The 21,971-nt window shown below is 43.4% G+C and carries 19 protein-coding genes and 1 tRNA gene; 8 read left to right on the top strand and 12 right to left on the bottom strand.

Annotation, left to right across the window (positions count from 1 at the left end; all coding sequences use genetic code 11):
• Positions 1-646 precede the first annotated feature (646 nt).
• Positions 647-720: transfer RNA gene (locus BV375_RS21155), tRNA-Pro, on the bottom strand.
• Between the two features lie 147 nt (positions 721-867).
• On the opposite strand from BV375_RS21155, the gene lipA reads away from it, so the two are divergent.
• The 5 genes from lipA to BV375_RS21130 all read left to right on the top strand — a co-directional run bounded on the left by lipA (position 868) and on the right by BV375_RS21130 (position 5,537).
• On the top strand, positions 868-1,746 hold the full coding sequence (gene lipA, locus BV375_RS21150; RefSeq protein ID WP_086763938.1) for a lipoyl synthase: 879 nt from the start codon (positions 868-870) through the stop codon (positions 1,744-1,746).
• A gap of 51 nt (positions 1,747-1,797) precedes the next feature.
• Positions 1,798-2,727 carry an NAD(P)H-dependent glycerol-3-phosphate dehydrogenase gene (locus BV375_RS21145; protein WP_086763944.1) on the top strand — a complete coding sequence of 310 codons (930 nt, stop codon included), beginning with the start codon at positions 1,798-1,800 and terminating at the stop codon, positions 2,725-2,727.
• Between the two features lie 203 nt (positions 2,728-2,930).
• Positions 2,931-3,428: an LptA/OstA family protein gene (locus BV375_RS21140; RefSeq protein ID WP_086763936.1), complete on the top strand. Its 498-nt coding sequence runs from the start codon at positions 2,931-2,933 to the stop codon at positions 3,426-3,428.
• 30 nt (positions 3,429-3,458) lie between these two features.
• Entirely contained in the window at positions 3,459-4,187 is a 729-nt protein-coding gene (gene lptB / locus BV375_RS21135; RefSeq protein WP_086689118.1) for an LPS export ABC transporter ATP-binding protein, read from the top strand.
• A gap of 234 nt (positions 4,188-4,421) precedes the next feature.
• Positions 4,422-5,537 carry an LptF/LptG family permease gene (locus BV375_RS21130; RefSeq protein WP_086763934.1) on the top strand — a complete coding sequence of 372 codons (1,116 nt, stop codon included), beginning with the start codon at positions 4,422-4,424 and terminating at the stop codon, positions 5,535-5,537.
• A 77-nt stretch (positions 5,538-5,614) separates the two neighbouring features.
• On the opposite strand, the gene BV375_RS21125 is transcribed toward BV375_RS21130, so the two are convergent.
• The gene (locus BV375_RS21125) at positions 5,615-6,235 is read right to left on the bottom strand and encodes a CP12 domain-containing protein (protein ID WP_208095853.1); all 621 of its coding nucleotides are present in this window, start codon (positions 6,233-6,235) and stop codon (positions 5,615-5,617) included.
• Positions 6,236-6,614: 379 nt separating this feature from the next.
• Here BV375_RS21125 and BV375_RS21120 point away from each other — a divergent pair, with 379 nt between their 5' ends.
• Complete coding sequence (locus tag BV375_RS21120) at positions 6,615-7,790, top strand: hypothetical protein (protein ID WP_086763930.1); 1,176 nt, start codon at positions 6,615-6,617, stop codon at positions 7,788-7,790.
• A gap of 147 nt (positions 7,791-7,937) precedes the next feature.
• Here the strand turns inward: BV375_RS21120 and BV375_RS21115 are convergent, their stop codons facing one another.
• From BV375_RS21115 to mfd, 9 genes are all read right to left on the bottom strand, one after another.
• Positions 7,938-11,123 (bottom strand): GAF domain-containing protein, encoded by a 3,186-nt coding sequence (locus BV375_RS21115; RefSeq protein WP_086763928.1) that lies wholly within the window; start codon positions 11,121-11,123, stop codon positions 7,938-7,940.
• A 181-nt stretch (positions 11,124-11,304) separates the two neighbouring features.
• Positions 11,305-11,526, bottom strand: a complete 222-nt coding sequence (locus BV375_RS21105; protein ID WP_086763924.1) for a hypothetical protein — start codon at positions 11,524-11,526, stop codon at positions 11,305-11,307.
• On the bottom strand, positions 11,523-11,705 hold the full coding sequence (locus tag BV375_RS21100) for a hypothetical protein (RefSeq protein ID WP_086763922.1): 183 nt from the start codon (positions 11,703-11,705) through the stop codon (positions 11,523-11,525). Before BV375_RS21100 ends, BV375_RS21105 begins: the two co-directional genes overlap by 4 nt.
• 75 nt (positions 11,706-11,780) lie before the next feature.
• A complete protein-coding gene (locus BV375_RS21095) occupies positions 11,781-12,344 on the bottom strand; it encodes a Uma2 family endonuclease (RefSeq protein ID WP_086763920.1) in 564 nt (187 codons plus the stop codon).
• 122 nt (positions 12,345-12,466) lie between these two features.
• Entirely contained in the window at positions 12,467-13,201 is a 735-nt protein-coding gene (locus BV375_RS21090) for a competence protein CoiA family protein (RefSeq protein ID WP_166507494.1), read from the bottom strand.
• A 329-nt stretch (positions 13,202-13,530) separates the two neighbouring features.
• Positions 13,531-13,773 (bottom strand): hypothetical protein, encoded by a 243-nt coding sequence (locus BV375_RS21085; protein WP_086763917.1) that lies wholly within the window; start codon positions 13,771-13,773, stop codon positions 13,531-13,533.
• 64 nt (positions 13,774-13,837) lie between these two features.
• Complete coding sequence (locus BV375_RS37045; protein WP_166507493.1) at positions 13,838-13,987, bottom strand: hypothetical protein; 150 nt, start codon at positions 13,985-13,987, stop codon at positions 13,838-13,840.
• A gap of 14 nt (positions 13,988-14,001) precedes the next feature.
• The gene (locus BV375_RS21080; RefSeq protein ID WP_086763915.1) at positions 14,002-14,205 is read right to left on the bottom strand and encodes a type II toxin-antitoxin system HicB family antitoxin; all 204 of its coding nucleotides are present in this window, start codon (positions 14,203-14,205) and stop codon (positions 14,002-14,004) included.
• A gap of 46 nt (positions 14,206-14,251) precedes the next feature.
• The gene (gene mfd, locus BV375_RS21075) at positions 14,252-17,761 is read right to left on the bottom strand and encodes a transcription-repair coupling factor (protein ID WP_086763913.1); all 3,510 of its coding nucleotides are present in this window, start codon (positions 17,759-17,761) and stop codon (positions 14,252-14,254) included.
• Positions 17,762-18,044: 283 nt separating this feature from the next.
• Here mfd and BV375_RS21070 point away from each other — a divergent pair, with 283 nt between their 5' ends.
• Positions 18,045-19,373 carry a hemolysin family protein gene (locus BV375_RS21070; RefSeq protein ID WP_086763911.1) on the top strand — a complete coding sequence of 443 codons (1,329 nt, stop codon included), beginning with the start codon at positions 18,045-18,047 and terminating at the stop codon, positions 19,371-19,373.
• Between the two features lie 556 nt (positions 19,374-19,929).
• Here the strand turns inward: BV375_RS21070 and BV375_RS21065 are convergent.
• Positions 19,930-21,111 carry an aldo/keto reductase gene (locus BV375_RS21065; RefSeq protein ID WP_086763909.1) on the bottom strand — a complete coding sequence of 394 codons (1,182 nt, stop codon included), beginning with the start codon at positions 21,109-21,111 and terminating at the stop codon, positions 19,930-19,932.
• A gap of 626 nt (positions 21,112-21,737) precedes the next feature.
• On the opposite strand from BV375_RS21065, the gene BV375_RS21060 reads away from it, so the two are divergent.
• Positions 21,738-21,968, top strand: a complete 231-nt coding sequence (locus tag BV375_RS21060) for a hypothetical protein (RefSeq protein ID WP_086763907.1) — start codon at positions 21,738-21,740, stop codon at positions 21,966-21,968.
• The last annotated feature ends 3 nt before the right edge of the window (positions 21,969-21,971 follow it).

The following is a 21,971-nucleotide window of genomic DNA, read 5'->3' as shown; positions in this document are numbered from 1 at the left end:
ATTTTACATTCGCTTATCTTAGTGCCATTCGGTTTCGTTCCTCAACCCAACCTACGCCTAAATTTATAAAAGTCCGGCATAATAAGGGTTGTAGATTTTTATCTCGCGAGAGTGATTAAAGAGCGATAATCCTGTTCAATCACGTCCGTTCAAAGAAGTTCGCCCCCTGTTTGCGCAGAGGGCATTTTTTGTTTCAACTACCATTCCGGCTAGGGGTGGGTTGAAACCGATATTTGGCTTTAATACTCAGCAACCATTGGTTGATTTGGGTTTCAACTACCATTCCGGCTAGGGGTGGGTTGAAAGTACACATAAAGGATATAGATATATGCTATCTGACTAAAGTTTCAACCACCATTCCGGCTAGGGGTGGGTTGAAAGTTCATTACTGGGTTGACCTATTCCTTCTACATCCCAAGGTTTCAACAACCATTCCAGCTAGGTCGATTAAGAGGAATATTTGAAGCATTCAAATTTTTTTGAGAGGGTTGAAAGGCGCACTTCGTTCGGGAATATCCCAACATTTGTGAGTATATTAGAGATGTAGTGGAGTCAACCTCACCTAAAATCTCGACGACATTTAAATCGTTAATGACGACAATAATCTGTTAACGACGACAATGAATTAGTTAATCGACATGTACAATCGGGATGACTGGATTCGAACCAGCGGCCCCTTCGTCCCGAACGAAGTGCGCTACCAAGCTGCGCTACATCCCGCCGAAAAACGGCACTATATATCCAAAATATCACACCAAATGATAAAGTACAAAACTATATTTCATATCTATAGATATATAGATTACTTTTATCAGGGCGTTGCTTGCTAGGATTAGATTTGTATAACTTCATTAACAAAAGCGGATTGTGACTGTTAAACCAGACTGGTTGCGGGTGAAAGCGCCTCAGTGGGAGCGCGTCGGTAACGTTAAAGAAATTTTGCGGGATTTAGCGCTCAATACGGTTTGTGAGGAAGCGTCCTGTCCGAATATTGGTGAGTGTTTCCAAGCTGGTACTGCCACGTTTTTGATTATGGGGCCAGCTTGTACCCGTGCCTGTCCCTACTGTGATATAGATTTTGAAAAAAAGCCTAAGCCTTTAGACCCAACAGAATCAGAACGATTGGCAGAGGCTGTTCGCCGCATGAAACTCAATCATGTAGTGATTACCTCTGTAAACCGAGATGATTTACCAGATGGTGGTGCATCTCAGTTTGTGCAGTGTATTGCAGCAGTTCGCGCTGTCTCGCCCAAAACTACAATTGAAGTATTAATTCCTGACTTGTGCGGCAATTGGAATGCTCTAGAGATAATTATCCAAGCTGCACCAGAAGTGCTAAACCACAATACAGAAACGATTAAGCGACTATATCGTCGTGTGCGTCCCCAAGGTAACTACGATCGCACAATGGAATTACTTATGCGATCGCGCCAAATTGCTCCTTGGATTTACACTAAATCCGGAATAATGGTTGGACTCGGTGAAACTGATGCCGAAGTTCGTCAAGTCATGCAGGACTTGCGAGCCGTAGATTGCGATATCTTGACAATTGGGCAATACCTCCAACCCAGCCAAAAACACTTGAAGGTAGATAATTTCATCACCCCAGAACAATTTTCCGCTTGGCAAGCCTTCGGCGAAGAACTAGGATTTCTGCAAGTAGTTTCTTCTCCTCTAACAAGAAGCTCATATCATGCAGAACAAGTGCGGAATCTAATGGAACGTTATCCCCGGAGTCGAGGATGAGGAAAGGAGAACAAGGGGACGCGGAGACACGGGGAAATGACCAATGACCAAATGACTAATCCACAATCCGTAGCAATTTTGGGCGCAGGTGCTTGGGGTACAGCACTGGCAAATTTGGCGGCGGCTAATGGTCATCAGGTGCGTGTCTGGTCGCGTTGGGGATCAGTAGGTTTGGAAGCAGTATTACAAGATGCCCAAATCATCCTGTCTGCGATCTCGATGAAAGGTGTCAGAGATGTGGTGATGCAAGTCAAGTCTTTCCCGCTATCCCCAGACACAATTTTTGTGACGGCGACCAAGGGTTTAGAGCCAGAAACTACCTGTACGCCGTCGCAAATTTGGCAAACAGCTTTCCCTAACCATGCGGTAGTTGTCCTCTCTGGCCCGAATTTATCGAAAGAAATTGAAATGGAATTACCAGCTGCAACAGTAGTAGCTAGCACCATTGCTACTGCTGCTGAAGCGGTGCAGCTAGTGTTTTCTTCTAATCGCTTTCGGGTATATACCAATACCGATCCCGTAGGAGTAGAATTAGGCGGAACACTCAAAAATGTAATTGCGATCGCAGCTGGTGTTTGTGATGGTTTACAGCTGGGAACCAATGCCAAAGCTGGCTTAGTTACCCGTGGACTCACAGAAATGGTTCGCATCGGTAACTTCTGGGGTGCGAAAACAGAGACATTTTACGGTTTATCAGGTTTAGGGGATTTGCTCGCAACTTGCAACAGTCCTTTAAGTCGTAATTATCAAGTTGGTTATCAGCTAGCTAATGGCAAGACACTGCAAGAGATTCTGGACAACTTACAAGGAACTGCTGAAGGTGTCAACACTTGCCAAGTCTTAGTGCAACGAGCCAGACAGCAAAATATACCAGTTCCCATTACCGAGCAAGTTGACCGCTTACTTCAAGGTGAACTCACACCTCAACAAGCACTTGATGAATTGATGCTGCGGGATATTAAGCCAGAATACAACTCTTAGACTACCGAGCGTCAATTAGCTACGGGATACTTCAAAATTCTAATATGACTATGACCAAAAAATGCTAGCGAAACCTTAAGCTTGGGGTAAGCGTCAATAGCGTCAGCAGTTATCCGAGATTAGTCCAGATGGGAACTTTCGCCTTTGGATAAAGTAGTTGAGATAATTAAAATACAAGCTGAAATTCTAAATTGTAAATTGCTATGATGCCCCCCTTTCAATTGCCGAAATCGCAAATACGTCGCTATGCCTTAGCCTTGGTGTTACCAGCTACACTCTTGGGTGCAGTGGTTTTTCCTCCCCAAGTGCAAACTGTGACCGCACAAACAGCCGCGGGAAATCGCCCTCTGACTATCCGCTCGGATGTCCAAGAATATAATGCCAAAAGCCAAGTGGTAACTGCTCGCGGCAATGTCCAAATGTTGTATCCTGCGCGCCAGATTCAAGCAACAGCTACTCAAGCACAATACTTTAGCAAAGAACGCCGGATTGATTTCAGTGGTAATGTCTATATTTTGCAACAGGGTGGCAATAGTATTCGAGCCGAGAAAGTAACTTATCTCATTGACGAAGGACGATTTGTTGCCTTACCCGAATCTAACCGTCAAGTAGAGTCTATTTACATGGTACAAGACTCAGAACTTGGTGGACAATCTGCAAGACCTGCTCCGAAAACAGCACCACTCAAACGTTCTAATTAGCAGCAGTTACAGGGAAAGGGCATCTCTAGCGTGAAAATTATCTTAGAGAATATCCACAAATCTTACGGCAAGCGGCAGATTGTCAATCGTGTCAGCCTTTCTGTTGCTCAAGGAGAAGTTGTTGGTTTACTAGGCCCTAATGGAGCAGGTAAAACAACAACCTTTTATATTGCCACAGGTTTAGAAAAACCGAATCAGGGAAAAGTCTGGCTAGATGGTCGTGATATTACGGCAATGCCAATGCATAAGAGAGCAAGATTGGGCATTGGCTACCTAGCGCAAGAAGCAAGTGTTTTTCGCCAGCTTTCGGTACGCGATAACATACTCTTAGTACTAGAACAAACTCATGTACCACAGTGGGAATGGTCAGGGCGTATCCAAAATTTACTGCGGGAGTTTCGTTTAGAAAAAGTGGCTAACAGTAAAGGAATTCAACTTTCAGGGGGTGAACGACGCCGGACGGAATTAGCCAGAGCTTTAGCGGCTGGCAGAGAAGGCCCAAAATTTTTACTTTTGGATGAACCATTTGCTGGAGTCGATCCAATAGCGGTTTCCGAGATTCAGCAAATTGTAGCGCGACTTCGCGATCGCGGCATGGGTATCTTAATAACAGATCACAATGTCCGTGAAACTCTGGCCATTACCGATCGCGCCTACATTATGCGCGAGGGACAAATTCTCGCTTTTGGTAATGCCAATGAACTTTATAATAATCCGCTCGTGCGGCAATATTATTTGGGCGATAATTTCCAAGTCTAAAAAACTAGTGATTAATTAATATTTTCCCAGGAGATTGTTGAGCCTTTCTTCTTACGTGTCAATCCAGAGTTTTCATCTAATTTGTCAGCTACTGGGAATTTGTTTTCGATATTAAATTCAATATAAATCCTTGGCTGTGTCTGGGTTCTAGATATTTACTTTTTAAGTTTGCGTATGATTACAAAGAAGCTCACATCTTATTACACTATCAATTCGCTGATGCCTTTTACGATCATGGATCGCTACCTGACCAGCGAATTGCTACCACCGTTTTTATTTGGGGTGGGAGCTTTTTCATCAATTGGGGTGACAATTGATGCCGTATTTGACTTAGTAAGAAAAATCGTAGAATCTGGGCTACCCATAGACATCGCCATTCAGGTTTTTTTATTAAAGCTGCCAACTTTCATCGTCTTAGCCTTCCCCATGTCCACCCTGTTGGCTACCTTAATGACCTACAGTCGGCTTTCGAGCGAGAGTGAACTGATTGCCCTGCGTGGCTGTGGTGTGAGTGTCTATCGAATGGTGCTAACTGCTGTGATGTTAAGCTTGGTGGTTACAGGTCTGACATTTGTGTTTAATGAGCATATAGCACCAGCAGCAAGTTATCAAGCAAATGTTACCCTAAACAACGCCTTAAAGTCTGACAAGCCAATTTTAAAACAGCAGAATATTTTTTATCCTGAATATCGTGATACTAAAGACCCAGATGGGACTACGAATAGAATATTGACACGCTTATTTTACGCCGATCAATTCGACGGTAAGCGGATGACAGGGTTAACAATTATAGATCGTTCCGAAGCAGGGCTGAATCAAATAGTGGTAGCAGAATCAGGCCAATGGAACCCATCGCAAAACGTCTGGGATTTCTATAACGGGACTATCTATTTAGTATCTGCCGATCGCTCTTACCGCAACATTTTACGATTTGAACACCAACAGCTACGGCTTCCCCGCACAGCATTAAGTTTGGCAGAAAAAAGCCGGGACTATGGGGAGATGAATATTTCCGAAGCATTAGAACAACTAGCTGTAGAACGTCTCGGTGGTGATCGCCAAAAAATTCGTAAACTCGAAGTCCGGATTCAGCAAAAAATCGCCTTGCCTTTTGTCTGTGTAGTTTTTGGCTTGGTAGGCGCAGCTATGGGCAGCATACCCCAACGCACTGGGCGCGGTACAAGTTTTGGTGTGAGCGTGATCGTAATTTTCTCGTATTACTTACTCAGCTTTATGACTGGAGCCTTAGCACAAGCAAATGTGCTATCTCCTTTTATGGGAGCTTGGCTACCTAACTTCATCGGGTTGGGAACAGGTCTATTTTTATTGATGCGAGTTGCCCAAAGGTAGGAAGCATGGGACATTTGTCAAGGGTCAAGAGGCAATGATTTTCCCCTTGTCCCCCTTTCCTCACACCTCAGTAACCCTCAAGAATTGTACTTCCGACATTCCGGCGCATCGGGATTATCTCTACAGTATTCCTCAAAAGAGAGCTTGGCTGATTCCATACCTTCAGCTTTTTGATGAGCCGCTTCTGCTTGAAGTTCTTCAACCTCATCCCAAGCCGCAGCACAGGCTTTAGAATAGGCACCTTGTTCAGTACAAAGAGCACGAGCCTCTGCGATCGCTTTTTGAATTCTCTCTTCTAGCAGCGGTGCTTTTGGCGTTTCGACAAAGTCGCTTTTTGTCAGAATATCGGTAATTGAGATGATGCCCAACAGTCTACCTTGAATTACTGGCGCTCTTCGGATACCAGTATTAGCAAATAACCGCGCCACATATTCCACGCTCAATTCAGGATTGACGACGATGCAGGGCTTGCTCATAATTTCGTAAACCCGCACTTGCTTCGGGTCTTTACCGTAGGCTGTTACTTTATAAACAATATCTGTTTCTGTGACTATGCCATAAGCATCATTATCATAGCGACGATCCACAACCAGAGCACGCAATCCTTTTTCCTTCATCAGCCCCACCGCTTCAGCAACTGTTGCTGAACCACGAATGGTAACTACGTTCTTAGTCATGATATCTTCAGCTTTCATCATTGCTGTAGTCTCCTGGTAAATAGTACTATGCGGTGCGAGAGCGCAGCTTGCAGCGCACAGTTTAGTAACTAGAAAGTAGCTACAACAATAAACTTAGACCAGCTTTCAATTCCCGATCATATCCAAAGTAACCGTCGCTTAAAAACTGCTATCTCATTAGACAGGGAAAGCCTTACTCAAGAACCCAAATCAGCAAAAAATAAATTTTTAACTAATAATTGTCCCTAACTAATGACTCATGAAGAATGAGCAGTTAGTATGAAATCAACCTTAAAGCTTATTTGAAATTTTTTCTAACTACGAAAGTTTTTAGTAGCGTCAGTACTCTAAAACTACGCAAATTATTACCACTTCACAGTAAATCCCCATACCTAAAACTATGTCAAATCGTGATTATCCCCCTGCATACTTACGCTATCTTAAAGCCAGGTTACGGAATTTAGGACAACCTAGCTTTTGGGTGACAGCAATTTTTTTATCTGTGCTTGGGCTGGGAATGTGGGAATATCTGTCAAATCCAGATATGTTTACTCAGAAGCAAAATCAAGAAGTTGCTGCACCAAAGGTTGCTGAATCCTCTCTTTCAACCGAAGATCGAGCGGCGGTTGCAGATATTGATAACTTACCAGTCTTGATTAAAGATTTTGAGCAAGCAAATTTAGCAGCAACTTTAAGTCTCCCTGAAGAAAACTCAAAAGCCAAGAACAGCCAAAGCTTATTTGATGATGTAATTAACCAACAACCTGCTGCTACCAATGTTGCCAAATCAAATCCTAGTTTAGGAATAGTTAATGGCATAGCCGCGCCAAAGCAGAACAATCCCTTTGTTGTACAAGCAGACAATTTATTGCGATCGGGTTATAGTAACAGCCCATTGTTAGGCGCTAAATCTTTAACTACATCCTCAGAAGAAACAGAAGGTGCAACATCGTTTAACCAAGAGATGGAATTAGCTAATCAAAACAATAAAAGTCAAAATTCTGTTGTTAACAGCCCTTTGCAAGGTGCTATAAATCAGTCGCAAAACCAGAATCTCTCTAGTTTAAATAGCCTAACTTCCAGCCCCACAAATATTATGGGGACTAACTCTTACAGCAAAGTAACATCAACAAGCCAAAATCTCTCTGGCTTTAATAACCCGACTTTCAGCCCTACTTCATCCACCGCAGCAACATCGACTCCACCGAGCAACGGCTTACCCAGTCAGACTCTGCCTGCTAACCCTAGCTTAAATACAGGGCCAGGTTATACTCAACCAACAACAACAAACCTCACCCAAAATCCTTATACTAACTTCAATAACAGTCAGGTATTGCCCAATGGGGTACAAGCAACATCAGTGACATCACCTGTTACTTCTGCCGCAACTACCAACATTTCACCATACTCTACGCCAACTCAAATTCAAGGTGTTGTCAACCCTTCAACCCCAACAGTGTATGGCAACTATGGTGTGCAGCAACCTACTCAACTGCCCCAGTCTCGAAACTCTCTTCCTCGCCCTACACCAGGGGCGTATGGTGGAGTTCAGATTAATGGCTACACGTATCCTTAGAAAGGATATCTATATTTGAGGCGATCGCTTGTTGTGTGGTTGAAGAAAGGGTGGTGTAGTTCAAGATTCACAAAAACAACGCGATCACGATTTTAACAACACCCATATCTTGTCTTTTAGGTCAACTACTTCTAGCGGAGCGGCTGTCTAGACTCGAGTTGCTGATTTTCTAGTTGTTGCTTGATGAATCGGCAGTTCAACCACAAATTCTGTGCCTTTGCCAAGTTCAGATTGGCAGTAGATCTTACCTTTATGTTTATCGCTCACAATTTGATAGCTGATCGAAAGTCCTAGCCCTGTGCCTTTACCAACAACCTTAGTGGTAAAAAATGGATCGAACAGTCGAGATAGTACTTTTTCATCCATACCAAGTCCATTGTCAGCAATCCGAATAGCAATCCAGTCTTTATTGAGTAAAGAGGTAGAAATTCGGATTTCGCTAGGTTTTGTGGCAATCACTTCGGCAGATGTGCAGGCGTTGCGCTCTTCTAATGCATCAATGGCATTGGACAGTAAATTCATAAATACCTGATTCAACTGACCGGGATAGCATTCTATGAGAGGTAAGGAATCATAGTCTTTACTGACATTAATGGTAGGGATATCAGATGAGGGCTTCAAGCGATGTTGCAAAATCATCAACGTACTATCAATACCTTCGTGAATATTTGCTTCTTTCAACTCGGCTTCATCTAGGCGCGAGAAGTTACGTAAAGAGGTGACAATTTCGCAAATGCGCTCACTACCAATCTGCATAGACTGGAATAATTTAGGTAAGTCGTCAAATAAAAAGTCTATTTCGGTTTTCTTTAAAAACTCGTGGATCTCCGGTACAGTATCGGGATGATAATGTCGATAAAGCTCCAGACAGCGCAGTAAATCTTTTGTGTATTGGTGAGCGTGTTGCAAGTTACCGTAGATAAAATTAATTGGGTTATTAATTTCATGGGCAACCCCCGCCACTAATTGCCCCAAACTAGCCATTTTTTCCGCGTGGATAATTTGCATTTGGGCAGTGCGTAGTTCATTAAGTGCCTGTGCCAGTTGATTTGCTTCTTCACGGGTTTGACCAAGCAAACTGGATTGTTGAAATAAGTTGGCTTGACGTAGCGCGACACTAAATTGCGTCGCCACTTGGGTGACAAATTCTAATTCAGTTTCTTCCCAATTACGGGCATGGGTGCATTGGTGAATGCACAATAATCCCCACAGTTCGTCTCCTTCCATCAGCGGTACAACAACTTGCGCTTTGACTTGAAATCGCTCAATCACATCCAGATGAGGTACTTTAGAGCCAATGCTGTTGATGTCAGAAATCACTTGTACTTGCCCTTGGCGATATTGCGGCGCAAAATGGTCGCCAAAGCAATAGTCTTGTACCTTCATCGAGAGAGCAGAGTCAAACTGGGGTAGTACATCTTCAGCGATAAATTCTCCACTGCAAAAACCGACATCAGGATCAAAACGGAAGATGCCGACTCGATCGCCTTTGAGCGATCGCCGCACTTCATTGACTGTAGTTTTAAAGATCGTGTCTAAATCCAAAGATTCGCGAATTTTGACAACCAAATCAAATAAAATTCGACGTTGTTCTGCCGATTGGTGCAGTTCATCGGCCCGAGTCTGGACTTGGGTCATCATTTGCGAGCTTTGCAGCGCTACTCCAAGTTGGCTGGCAACCTGTGCCAAAAATTCTACTTCCACACTCTCCCACTGGCGCGGTGCGGAATGTTGATAAGCAGCCAACAATCCCCACAACGTCCGCCCGACAAAAATTGGGGTCAAAACATAGGCGCGAATCTTGAATTGCTCCAAAATATCTAAGTGACAGCGTGAGTGCCCGGCTAGGTAGATGTCGCTAATCGCAAAATTTTCGTTGTTGCGATAGCGTCCGCCTTTGGTTTCTTGCAGGTGGGTATCTTCCCAAACTAAATTTTTGCCAAACGGATTGATGCTATCCCACTGTGCTTCCACCATGCCAAAATGACTGACAAATTCGCCACTCCAATCTGGATTAAAGCGGTAAACGCCAACTCGCTCAACTCGCAGCAGTTTACAAACTTCTTGGCAAGTTGTTTCTAGAATCAAATTAATATCTAAGGAGGAGCGAATTTTCCCGACCACTTCCGTCAGTGCCCGTTGCCGAGCGATCGCATCTTGGAGGGCAATGGCCTGTTGTTTTGATTGGGCCAAGTTCTCGGCTTGTTGAATTGCGACTCCCAATTGTGCCCCCACCTGTCCAAGGAACTCAACTTCGTAATTTGCCCATTGGCGCGGTTCGGAGTGTTGATAGGCTGCTATCAACCCCCACAGTTTAGGTCCGATGAAGATAGGCGCTAAAGCATAAGCCCGAATCTTGAATTGCTCTAGAACGTCAATGTGACAACGTGAGTGACCGGCTTGGTAAATGTCGTTAACGGCAAAACTTTCGTTATTGCGGTAGCGCCCACCTTTGGTTTCTTGCAGATGGGTATCTTCCCAAACCAGATTTCTGCCAAACGGATTGATTCTATCCCACTGTGCCTCAACCATGCCAAACTGGCTGACAAATTCACCGCTCCAGTCTTCATTGAAGCGATAAACCGCCGCCCGCTCTAGCTTTAGGAGTTTGCAAAGTTCTTGACAGGCAGTGTTGAGAATAAATTCGGTGTTCAGAGACGAGCGAATATTCCCCACAACTTCTGTCAAGGCACGTTGCCGCGCAATTGCATCTTGCAGCTCTGCTGTGCGCTGTTTGGTTTCTTCTAGGATTTCTGCTTGCTGCATTGCCACACCTAGAGTGCTAGCAGCTTGTCCTAAAAATTCGATTTCGTCAGCATACCATTGCCGAGGCGCAGAATGTTGATAGGCTGCAAGCAAACCCCACAGTTTTGCACCAATGAAAATCGGGGCGATCGCATATGAGCGAATCTGAAATTGTTCTAAAACCTCAATATGACAACGAGCATGTCCAGCATCGTAAATGTCAGTTACGGCAAACGTCTCATTTTTACGATACCGTCCTCCCTGAGTTTCTTGGAAATGCGAATCTTTCCACACTAAGTCCTCCCCAAAGGCCGTCAGTGCATTCCAGGGAGATTCTGCGAAGCCAAAACGATTGATGAAACTACCACTCCAGTCGGCATTAAAACGGTAAATTGCCACTCGCTCAATCTTCAATTGCCGACAAATATCTTGACAAGAAGTTGAACACAAGGATTCTAGCTTTACAGATGCTCGAATCTTAGCTGTAATTCTCGCCAAGATTTTCTGGTACTGAACGGCAAGCTGTAGCTGTTTGTGACACTCTTGCCAACCTAAGGGGTTTGACGTTTCATAATCGTTTATTGTCATAAGTGTAGAGAAAATAAAATATTTACTTTTAGTTTTCCCTGATTTATTTTTCTAATCTCAGTTTGTACAAAGAATGCACCTGCTACTCTGGCTGTGAAGATGAGAGCGATCGCAAACTTATTTCTGGGAGCACAACAAAAGCGATGGCACTGCAAAGGAATTGTGAGAACGCCGCGATCGCTCAACCTTGTCGCTTCTGTTCCAACTTCTTAACCTGTTCTTGGATTGCTGTTTCCATGATGGCGATGTTCTCAGGTGTGTCTGGAATCGGGTATAAATCAGTATCTTCAGAACTCGCTTCGAGACGATCGGCAAGTTTGTAAAATGCTTCATCATCATTTCGATGTAAAAGTAAATAAGCTCGCAGTTCAGCGATGCTCATAGTGTCAAAGTCTGGTTTCATCTAAACCTCCACTTGCCATCACGGTAAATTACAACTTGCAAATCTTCACCTGCAAAGATGTACACAATACCTATACGCTCATCAAAACGTACAAGCTCTATGGGACGATAGAAGTTCGTCAGATATTGACAACCTTTAATGCAAGATTTTACCTGTTCACCTGTTGGTAAAATTACCACATCCTCAAAACACCACTAATTTAATTTTAGAGGACTTAAGGTTATGGGGCGATCGCACCTGAAGTAGATTCAATATCACTCTAACAACCAAGCAAACAAATCCTTAATTGTAAGCTGTAGCTCACTTGCAAACGATGGTGTAGGTAAAAGTGCATCTGGCCGATCAAACACCTCAGTTTCTTGCTTAGGGCGATAAACAAACACTGTTTGTTCATCTGGATCAATCAGCCAACCCATTTGAGTTCCATGCTTGAGACAATGGAGAATATTTTTTGTTACCTTCGTCTGACTTTGATCAGGAGACAAAATTTCAATTGTCCAATCGGGAGCGATCGCAAAGGTATTAGCAACTTCCCCATTCTCATCGCGGGGAATCCTGCTCCAGACGAAAACAGCGCTATCAGGTACAATTGAACGACCGCCGAAGGTACAACGCAACTCCGGAAAAGCACGAGCCAGACGCTTAGGCTTAACTACAAAATTGATCGCAGGTACAAGTTCTCCTTGTAGCGTACTATGTTTGCCTTGTGGCATCGGTTTCTGGATAATTTGACCATCAATATATTCACTGGCGGGTTTGGTTTCTGGTAGTTGCAGAAACTCTTCCAGTGTCAGAGTTTTGGATGCTGCTTCTAGCATTGGGGAATTGTCTATATAACTGCCAGAATAACTCAATTTTATATTTTACCTATTGCCTGTTGAGTTGTTAGAGAAAGAGCGATCACTCAAAATTAGGACTATAGTTCAACATATGGGTCTAATTACTTCCACCAAGCAGGGTACTTGTCATTCAGGATTTTGCAATTGGGAACGGTAATGTCTCCACCAGCCCAAGCTCTTCTGATTGTAGCTTGAAAGTCTTTCAGAATATTTAGAGTCATCCCATGATTAGGGGTGCGATACCTTTTTGATCTTTTGAAGTAACCCCCAGCGGACATCTCATTGCCATCTGAACTATACCAATTAGATTCCTCTACCCAAATTTGGTATTCATCAAAGTGAATAGCTGCTATATTTAGATCTTGCAGCCAATAATAAACCCGACCGTAATAGGTAGTATGTAGCCATTTTTCCCATTGCTTTGGCGCATACATTTCATCTTCTAGAACATCATCAAAAACTGGCAGCCAAAGAACATAAACTCCCAATCGGTTATATTCTTCAGTCCGTTCAATTATTTTGCTCATGGTCAAGCTACTAATCTGGACTTCAATAGCAACTTTGACTGTTCCTCTTACAAAATAAATATCTGGAACTACCTTTCCTAAATCTTTCTCCAACTCACAATTGGCAACATCTTCTGCTTGACTTAGGCAATCAAAAATACTTTGCTTGCAAGCTCGATGATATTCAGATTCTCCCTGCCCATACTGGCAAAATACAGGTGGCTTGTGAGCAAAATGATGTACTTTTACTCGACCTTTGCGAAGAATGACTTCATAGTGGCATTTGGGACAGAAAAACGGGCCATCGTTCTTTTGTGAGTCTCTAGCCAAAACCTTTAGCCCGTCGCTTTGCCTGATAGAAGTTATCATGTAAAAACTATGGCATACTGAGAAGCTGCTAGCACAAGTATAACTATAAATTATTAGTCATAATTGTTGTATACAGTACCCTTAGTTCGGCATTAAGTGCAATCACTTAAATTAGGCGTTTTATGCGATCACTCATAAAATCCTAAATTTGATTATTACCAAGAAGATTTTAGTCTAAAGATCGCCTGTCCTCGCGCTTGCCATAACTGCTCACTTCATCGAAAAAATAAATAACTCAATTTTAATAAGCAAAATAGCATTTGACTTTCTCAAAATGACGTTTGACTTTCTCATTTTGGTGTTTTTTGCAAGCAAAAATCTATTGCAGTCGCTTTTCCCTCTGCTATTTCTTGTTTTGCGCGTCTAGCAGCAGCAATAAGGTTTTGTTGTGTTCTCTGGAAAGATTCATTCCACTGGATTTCATCTTGCAAGTCATCAATGTACTCTCGCAGATGCTCCGCAATCCTTTCCTGCACATCAACAGGTAAGGACTCCATCATCTTGATCACTGTGGTAATAGCTGCCGACGACATGATGTAATACGCTCACGGAACACTTTGTTTTTAAAGCTAACACCGATCTCCATCTACTTGCTCATTAGGCTATCACTACTGAATTAACGGCTATTGTCTGTACGATCGCCAATACTTCAGCATCCTTCAAACCTCCTAACTCAGCAGCAAAGGCGGTTTGAAAGTCAATAGTAGGTTCTCGTCGCAGAACTCCTGTGACGAGAACCTGATTCAAATCAGCATCAGCACCTAGCTGGCGAATTGCATATTGATTGGTAAAGCTCGTCCCAAATCCTCATAAGCCTCGATTACAGCAGTCAAAGCATCCTTAACATTTGTTAAAGCCTCCTCAACTGTATCTCCCTCAGTAACTAATTCTGGTAGCAAGGGTGATGTGACAGTAAATCCGCCTTCAGGTTGGGGTGTCAGCAGTAATGGAACTTTATATAGCATCACGCACTTGTCCTTTGTTCACTAATATTGAAATGCTTCCAACTGCTCAAACAATAGCGGCTTCCGGAATTGCCCCCTGCATTCTACTCATCGCATCAAGCAAACTTTGCAACTGTAGATCTGCCTTCATCACTGCTAAACCGCGTACAGTTACCTTACCAGGAGAGTAAACAAAACGCGTTTTGAGATGTTCTGGTAAGTTCGCTGCGAGTAAATTCCAAGCTGGTTCTTCCATTGGCGTTTCTAAAATGACGTGCTGCTTGTTTTCTGGTTTAATGCGGCTAAAACCTAACTTTTTCGCTAGCTGTTTGAGTTCCATAACGCGCAATAACTGACTAGCTGGTACTGGAATTGCACCATAGCGATCGCTCCATTCGGCTCCAATCTGCGTTAATTCTTCTTTCGATTTAGCCGCCGCTACTGCACGGTAAGCGCTCATCTTTTGATCTATATCGGGAATGTAATCGGCGGGAATAAATGCTGTGAGGTTGAGGTCAATTTGGGTATCGTCAACCTGGGGAATTTCCTGGCCGCGGATTTCGCGAATCGATTCTTCGAGCATTTCCATATACAAATCAAAACCGATCGCATCCATTTGACCGGATTGTTCTGCACCTAGCAAGTTACCTACACCTCGAATTTCCATATCTCGCATTGCTAGCTGATATCCAGAACCTAGTTGGGTAAATTCCTGAATTGCCCGCAATCTCTGCCGTGCAGCATCAGATAATGCCCGTTGTTGGGGATAAAATAACCAGGCGTGAGCTTGAATCCCTGCGCGTCCTACACGACCGCGTAATTGATACAGCTGTGACAAACCAAAGCGGTGGGCATCTTCAATTAAGATGGTGTTGACTCTGGGGATATCTAAACCAGATTCAATAATTGTCGTACAAACCAAAATATCTGCTTCACCATTGTTAAAGGTGAGCATGGTTGATTCTAACTGCCCTTCATCCATTTGACCGTGGGCGACAGCAAACCTAGCCGAGGGAATAGTTTCTCGCAATTTTGTGGTTGTCTCTTCAATTCCTTCGACTCTGGGTACTACGTAAAATACCTGGCCGCCTCTGTCTATTTCTTGACGAATAGCTGTACGGATGGTTTCTTGGTTCATCTGGGCGAGATGTGTTTTAATTGGTCGCCGGGATGGGGGTGGTGTGGTAATTAAGCTCATTTCCCGAATTCCGGACAAAGACATATATAAGGTGCGGGGAATGGGAGTAGCAGAGAGCGTCAGCACATCTACCTGAGTTTTCAAGCTTTTAATTTTTTCTTTTTGGTTAACGCCAAAGCGTTGTTCTTCATCCACCACCAACAGTCCTAAATCCCGGAAGGCTACACCTTTGCCTAAAAGTTGGTGTGTGCCAACGACTACATCTAATTCTCCAGTTGCTAACCGTTTTTGTATATCTCGGCGTTCTTCAGCCGTGCGGAAGCGGTTGAGTAAGCCGACATTTACCGGGTAAGGTGCAAAGCGTTCTTTGAGGGTGTGGTAATGTTGCTGGGTGAGGATGGTGGTAGGTGCAAGTAAGGCGACTTGTTTACCTGCGGTGACAGCTTTGAAAATAGCGCGAATTGCTACTTCCGTTTTTCCAAAACCGACATCGCCACAAACTAAGCGATCCATTGGGCGATCGCTTTCCATGTCGCGTTTGACATCTTGTACGGCTTTGAGCTGATCGGTTGTCGGTTGGTAAGGGAAAGAATCTTCCATTTCCTCTTGCCAAGGCATATCTGCTGGGTAGCTAAAGCCTTGTTGTTGCGATCGCGCTGCATACAATTTCAGCAAGTCTACTGCCAATTTCTTGATGGCTTTGCGGACTTTGTTCTTGGTATTCTCCCAAGCTTTACCCGTCATTTTGTGCAGTTCGGGTGCTTTATCGGCGGTGGTGCGGAACCGAGATAAAGAACCTACTTGATCGGCGGCAACTCTCAGTAAGCCGTCAGCATACTGCACCACAATATAATCACGGGTTTCATCGTTGATCGTCAGGCTTTCTAACTTGACAAATTTACCAATCCCGTGACTACGGTGAACTACATAATCTCCCGGTCGTAGTTTGTTGGGGTCAACTTGCTTAGATGCAGCTTGGCGACGCTTGCGGATATAACTAGGTGTAGCTAGGGAATGCTGTCCATAAAATTCCCGGTCTGTAACTACTACCAAGCGGAACGTCGGCAAAATAAAACCTTCGAGTTCCGCTAATCCAGAATACTTGAGTGCTACAGGTATATGGTTAATTTGTAGCTTTTCAATTGCTAGGTAATCGCGGGGATTAGGGATAAACTGCGCCGGACAGTCGTGTTCTTGCAACAGAGAAACCGAACGCGAAGGTTGAGCCGAAATTAGCCAAGTAGAAAAATTGCGATCGCGTTCTTGGCGCAATGTGTCAGCAAGTTTAGCAAATTGATGTGGTGTAACGGGAACAGGTCTACTCGCCAGATTAATCCCACTGTTTTCTTCTGCCAGTTCCGATAAATAGACTTGTTTAAATTTTGATGCTGTTGCCAAACAATCCTCAAAAGACCGATGGATTTTTGGCAATTGTAAAGAACCTAGTCCAATTTCTCCAGTTCCCAGCGACCATTGCTCCTCGGCATTTTCTACCCAGCGATCGCTATGAGCATGACATTGTTCTGGCTCATCGATAGCGACTAAGGTATTTTCGCTTAAATAGTCCAAAAGTGATGCTGGTTGTTCAAAGGCTAACCCTAAAAAGCGACGACTACCTTCGAGTAGTGCTGAGTCCTGAGTGCTGAGTTCTGAGTTAAATTCTGACTCAGAACTCAGCACTTGGTACTCAGCACTATTTTGAAGTGCTTCTAGAATAATTGGCCCAAAGCTAGTAGGCGTGAGAATAATTTGGTCAATTTTGTCAAGCGCAGAACGTTGAGTTGCGGGGTCGAATTCCCTGATTTGCTCGATTTCATCGCCAAACCATTCCAACCTTACTGGTAATTCAGACGCTACAGGAAAGATATCAACAATATCACCACGCCGACTCCATTGCCCTTCTGTTTCTACCAACGGTACTCGTTCATAGCCTAAAGTAGCAAGTTTGGTACTGAAGGTATTTAAGTCAAATTCCATACCCTTTTTTAAAGTTACAGAAAAAGGGATAAAAGCATCTGGTGGTGGTAAATGCGGTTGTAGCGCCCCTGTAGTCGCCACAATCGCAATTTTTGGCTGGTTCCCATTGACTTTTGACTCTTGGCTTTTAACCAAATCAGCCAACACTTGCATCTGTCCCCAAGTCATCTCAGTTTCGGGATCAAATGGTTCGTAGGGTGATGCCTCAGAAGTCGGGTAAAAATATACGTTCTTCCATCCCATCGCTTCTAACTGTGCATAAGCGCGTCCGGCTTCCTCCAAAGTGGCACACACCACAAATAAATTCTTGTCGGAATTTTGTGCCAGTGCGGAAGCGACTAAACCCTTAGGGAGGCGGGGAATACCATTTAACCGCAAATCCTGGTGGCGGTTGAGTTTGGAAACTAGCTCAGTGGTTAGTGGCGATCGCGCCAAAGCACGCACAATAGAAGAAAATGCCATAACTTTTACTATAAATGGAAGTCGATGTGAGGCAGCTTATGTCAACCATTTTAAATACTGTTAACAGCCCTCTGATTCTTTGGGGGAAGATATTTGGGAATGGGATGAGAAGGACAACAGGACAGGGGAACGCGGAGAATCACAAATTACCAATAACCAATGACTAATGGCCAATGAACTATCACAATGACTTTATGTACAATTAAAGCGTTTATGGATGCACCTTTAATACTAGATACTAAGAGTTAAGCTAAGTTCGCTCTTGATAGCGGCAATTCTAAACATGTCCTCCATGACTTTTGAAATTTTAATCATTTTGGTACTAATTATTGCCAATGGTGTGTTTTCTATGTCCGAGATGGCGATTGTCTCGGCACGGAAAGTCAGATTACAACAGATGGCTAATCAAGGAGACGTTAAAGCACGGGTAGCATTGAAACTTGCGGAGTCTCCCAATCAGTTTTTTTCTACGATTCAGATTGGCATTACCCTGATTGGTATTTTGACTGGTGCTTTTGGCGGAGCGACTATTGCCGCGAAATTAGCAGTTTATGTGAAGTTAATCCCATTTTTAGCACCTTATAGTCAACCGTTCTCTTTTGGAATAGTAGTGTTGATTATTACCTATTTATCGCTAATTGTTGGTGAATTAGTACCGAAACGCTTGGCATTAAACAACCCGGAAGGCATTGCCGCGTTTGTTGCGATACCGATGCGAGCCTTAGCTGCGATCGCTTCTCCAGCCGTTTATCTTTTAAGTGCTTCTACAGAAATGGTGTTGCGGGTGTTAGGAATTACCCCCTCTGCCGAGCCACAAGTTACTGAAGAAGAAATTAAAATTTTAATTGAGCAAGGTACGGAAGCGGGAACCTTTGAGGAAGCCGAACAGGATATGGTAGAGCGAGTATTTCGCTTAGGCGATCGCCCGGTCAGTTCCTTTATGACACCTCGTCCAGATATTGTTTGGCTGGACTTGGACGACACCGTAGAAGAAAACCGCCAGAAAATGGTTGAAAGTGCCTATTCCCGGTATCCAGTTTGTCAAGAAGGACTAGATAATGTGCTGGGTGTAATTCCCGTAACAGACTTATTAGCCAGAAGTTTTAAAGGTGAATCTCTAGATTTGACAGTAGGATTGCGACAACCTGTATTTGTCCCAGAAAGTACCCGTGGCTTAAAAGTTTTGGAGTTATTTAAGCAAACTATTACCCACATGGCGTTGGTAGTTGATGAATACGGTGTGATTCAAGGATTAGTAACTCTCAACGATATTATGAGTGAAATTGTTGGTGATGTTCCGGCTGGTCCCGGACAAGACCAACCACAAGCCGTACAACGGGAAGATGGTTCCTGGCTTTTAGATGGCATGTTACCTGTAGAAGAGTTTTTAGAAATTTTTGATATGGAAGAGTGGCAATCCGAGGAACGAGGTAGCTATCAAACCTTGGGCGGGTTTGTCATCACTCATTTAGGCCGCATCCCAGCAGCAGCAGATCATTTTGAATGGCAGGGAATGCGGATTGAAGTGATGGATATGGATGGTAACCGGGTTGATAAAGTACTGGTAATTCCACCTAAGACTGATAAATCAACAGATGCAACGGAATTTTAGTTATGGGGCATGGGGCATAGGGCAAGAAGGCAATAAAGACTCCCCCTGCTCCCCAGGGCTGTTTCATTCGTTGCTGTATGAGATTTGTCAAGAGGAGATTCTCACGCAAAGGCGCATAGACACGAAGTGGCTTCCCGTTCGACGAAGTCGTTCCCGAAGGGTAGGGTAGGCGCAAAGAAAAACAACATAATTTAACCTGAGTTCGGGTTAAGCCAGAAGCTAAAAAGCTTATTGTGTATAGATTGAGCAAAATTCTAAGTGGTAAAAGAAGTGATTAAAGTGGAATCGTTTCGTCAATAAGGTTCACAAATGAGATTAATATCAACAACATGCCTTATTGAAAATATATGAAAACAAAGTTTCAGACCAGACAACGAAAAATCAAGGGGTTTGAGGATTTCTTATCCCGAACTCAGGTTAATTTAGGTATTAAGGCATAAAAATTTTGCCCAAAATTGTCTGCTTGCTCTAAATTTTAATCTCTTTGACCCTTGCAATTTTAACCATTTTAGGTAATGAAACAGCCCTGCCCTGCTCCCTTGCTCTCCTCCCCCATCTAACTCTGAGATAAACGTTTAACCGCTTCATCCCCCAACAGCTGATGTGCTTTTGTCAGAATTTGGGGGATTTTGTTTGCTTGGGGACTATGAGCAAGACATGAGCGTAAGTCTAGTTCATTGATTCGGTCGGCTTTATTACCAGGAAACCAGTGACTAGCATTGCCTAGAAGGTTGTAGCGCATTTTGGCGTAGTCTATCATGTCGTAGGCGATCGCTAAATTCCACAACCACAAAATCACTCGCATATTCACTTCGCCAGGTGTTTGTTCATAGCTGGGTAAATTAACTTGCCAGGTTTTCACCCAGTCTTCTCCCAAAGTGGCGATCGCTTCTGATTCCAAGCGTGCCAAAATTGGCGGTAAAATTTCTGCTGCGTTATCGAGCAAGTCTAAGGTTTTCAGGTGTTCGTTAAAATCTTGGGGTTTTGCTGCTCCCAAACTCAGGGTATGTACCTGTGGCTGACTGAGGCAAAATAAATCGTTAAACACCATCGGATTCAAAGGCGCACACAGATTGACTAATTTTTGCGGTGGTTTATACAGCATCCCGCCTTTATCAGATGGGCTAATGATAAACACTCCCATATCGTGGCTTGTTGCAGCTTCAATCGCTGCCCAATTCCATTGATTAATGTAGTACCAATGCAGGTTCACATAATCAAATTGGTTAGTATTAATTGCTTGCACAATTAAATCAGCAGATCCGTGGGTGGAGAAACCGATAAATCTGACTTTGCCCTCAGCTTGTAACTGCTGTGCCGCTTCTAAACAGCCACCCGGACGGATACTGTATTCCAAAGATTCGTCATGATTAATACCATGCAATCCCAATAAATCAACGTAATCTAGTTGGAGATATTTGAGCGATCGCTCAAATGTCTTGCGAAATTCTTTGGCATCTGCAACAGGGCCAACTTTAGTCTGCACAATCAACTTTTCGCGCGGAATTTTGGGTAATATTCGCCCCAATTGCATTTCCGATGTTCCATAACCACGGGCAGTCTCAATATGATTGATGCCCAACTCAATTGCCCGTTGAATAGTTGCTTCGAGATTTTCCTGGTTATCTTTGGCAATCTCCCCTGGAGAAACATCCTGCCATTTGAACTGGTATCTCATCCCGCCGCAGGAAAACACCGGCATCTGTAATTCTGTGCGTCCAAATCTTCTGTATAGCATTAATAGATTTTAGATTAGTTGCCAATTTACAGCAATTTTCGGATAAATAAACCACACGCTAGGGCAGATAACCATCATTGGTATCCACTTAGAGCGTTTTTCAAGTATATAGACCATGCGGTAGTAGTAGGGGCACGGCATCCACCATTGGTGTCAACTTAAGCTCAAACGCTTATCCCACATACGTTTTACCCCACCCCTTAATCCCCTCCCCCGAAGTTTGCTCAACGGGGGGGAACCCCCGCACGCAACTTCTCTCCGCCTGCGGGGAGGGGAAGTTTTGGCTTTAGACAAAACTGGGGTGGGGTGACGAGGATCGTAATGGTAGGTGAGTGAATACAAAATCACGTTTTAACAAGGGTTTCACGTTAAGTTGACACGTATGGGCATCCACAATCTTCCTGTACATACAATAATCTTACTGGTGCCGTGCCTCTACTTTGGATATGTGGTTCAATAACCTGGAAACTGCTGTCAGGTGAAACCCTTGAAAAGATGTGATATTAAGTCCACTAAAAAAGATTTCCGTAAAATCAACTGAAAATCTAGCTGCTGCAATCAGAAAACTATAAGATTCCCTATGAAGTCTTTGAATAGAACATATATTTAAATCTCTAGAGGTACTCATGCCAGACAGTTATCACAATTACTTAATAAATGACTCTATTCATGTAGAACAAACTAGTAAAGATTCTGTATATATTAATACTTTTATTTGGTTTGATATCATTATTATTCATGTTGTTTTATTTGTAGCATTTAATACTTATAAAAAATATCGCGCTACTGCTCTAAAAAGAAAAGTAGCCACCTTAGAAAAATTGTGGCATCTGGAAATTAATAAGAAAAAAGCTTGATAA

Source organism: Nostoc sp. 106C, from assembly GCF_002154725.1.
Lineage (GTDB): Bacteria > Cyanobacteriota > Cyanobacteriia > Cyanobacteriales > Nostocaceae > Aulosira.
This window is presented reverse-complemented; position numbering and strand designations above follow the sequence as displayed.

Coding starts and splice junctions, on each gene's coding strand:
- BV375_RS21145 (WP_086763944.1), top strand. CDS start 1,798: ATGACTAATCCACAATCCGTAGCAATTTTGGGCGCAGGTGCTTGGGGT.
- BV375_RS21140 (WP_086763936.1), top strand. CDS start 2,931: ATGATGCCCCCCTTTCAATTGCCGAAATCGCAAATACGTCGCTATGCC.
- BV375_RS21130 (WP_086763934.1), top strand. CDS start 4,422: ATGGATCGCTACCTGACCAGCGAATTGCTACCACCGTTTTTATTTGGG.
- BV375_RS21125 (WP_208095853.1), bottom strand. CDS start 6,235: ATGATGAAAGCTGAAGATATCATGACTAAGAACGTAGTTACCATTCGT.
- BV375_RS21120 (WP_086763930.1), top strand. CDS start 6,615: ATGTCAAATCGTGATTATCCCCCTGCATACTTACGCTATCTTAAAGCC.
- BV375_RS21115 (WP_086763928.1), bottom strand. CDS start 11,123: ATGACAATAAACGATTATGAAACGTCAAACCCCTTAGGTTGGCAAGAG.
- BV375_RS21105 (WP_086763924.1), bottom strand. CDS start 11,526: ATGAAACCAGACTTTGACACTATGAGCATCGCTGAACTGCGAGCTTAT.
- BV375_RS21095 (WP_086763920.1), bottom strand. CDS start 12,344: ATGCTAGAAGCAGCATCCAAAACTCTGACACTGGAAGAGTTTCTGCAA.
- BV375_RS21085 (WP_086763917.1), bottom strand. CDS start 13,773: ATGTCGTCGGCAGCTATTACCACAGTGATCAAGATGATGGAGTCCTTA.
- BV375_RS21080 (WP_086763915.1), bottom strand. CDS start 14,205: ATGCTATATAAAGTTCCATTACTGCTGACACCCCAACCTGAAGGCGGA.
- mfd (WP_086763913.1), bottom strand. CDS start 17,761: ATGGCATTTTCTTCTATTGTGCGTGCTTTGGCGCGATCGCCACTAACC.
- BV375_RS21070 (WP_086763911.1), top strand. CDS start 18,045: ATGTCCTCCATGACTTTTGAAATTTTAATCATTTTGGTACTAATTATT.
- BV375_RS21065 (WP_086763909.1), bottom strand. CDS start 21,111: ATGCTATACAGAAGATTTGGACGCACAGAATTACAGATGCCGGTGTTT.
- BV375_RS21060 (WP_086763907.1), top strand. CDS start 21,738: ATGCCAGACAGTTATCACAATTACTTAATAAATGACTCTATTCATGTA.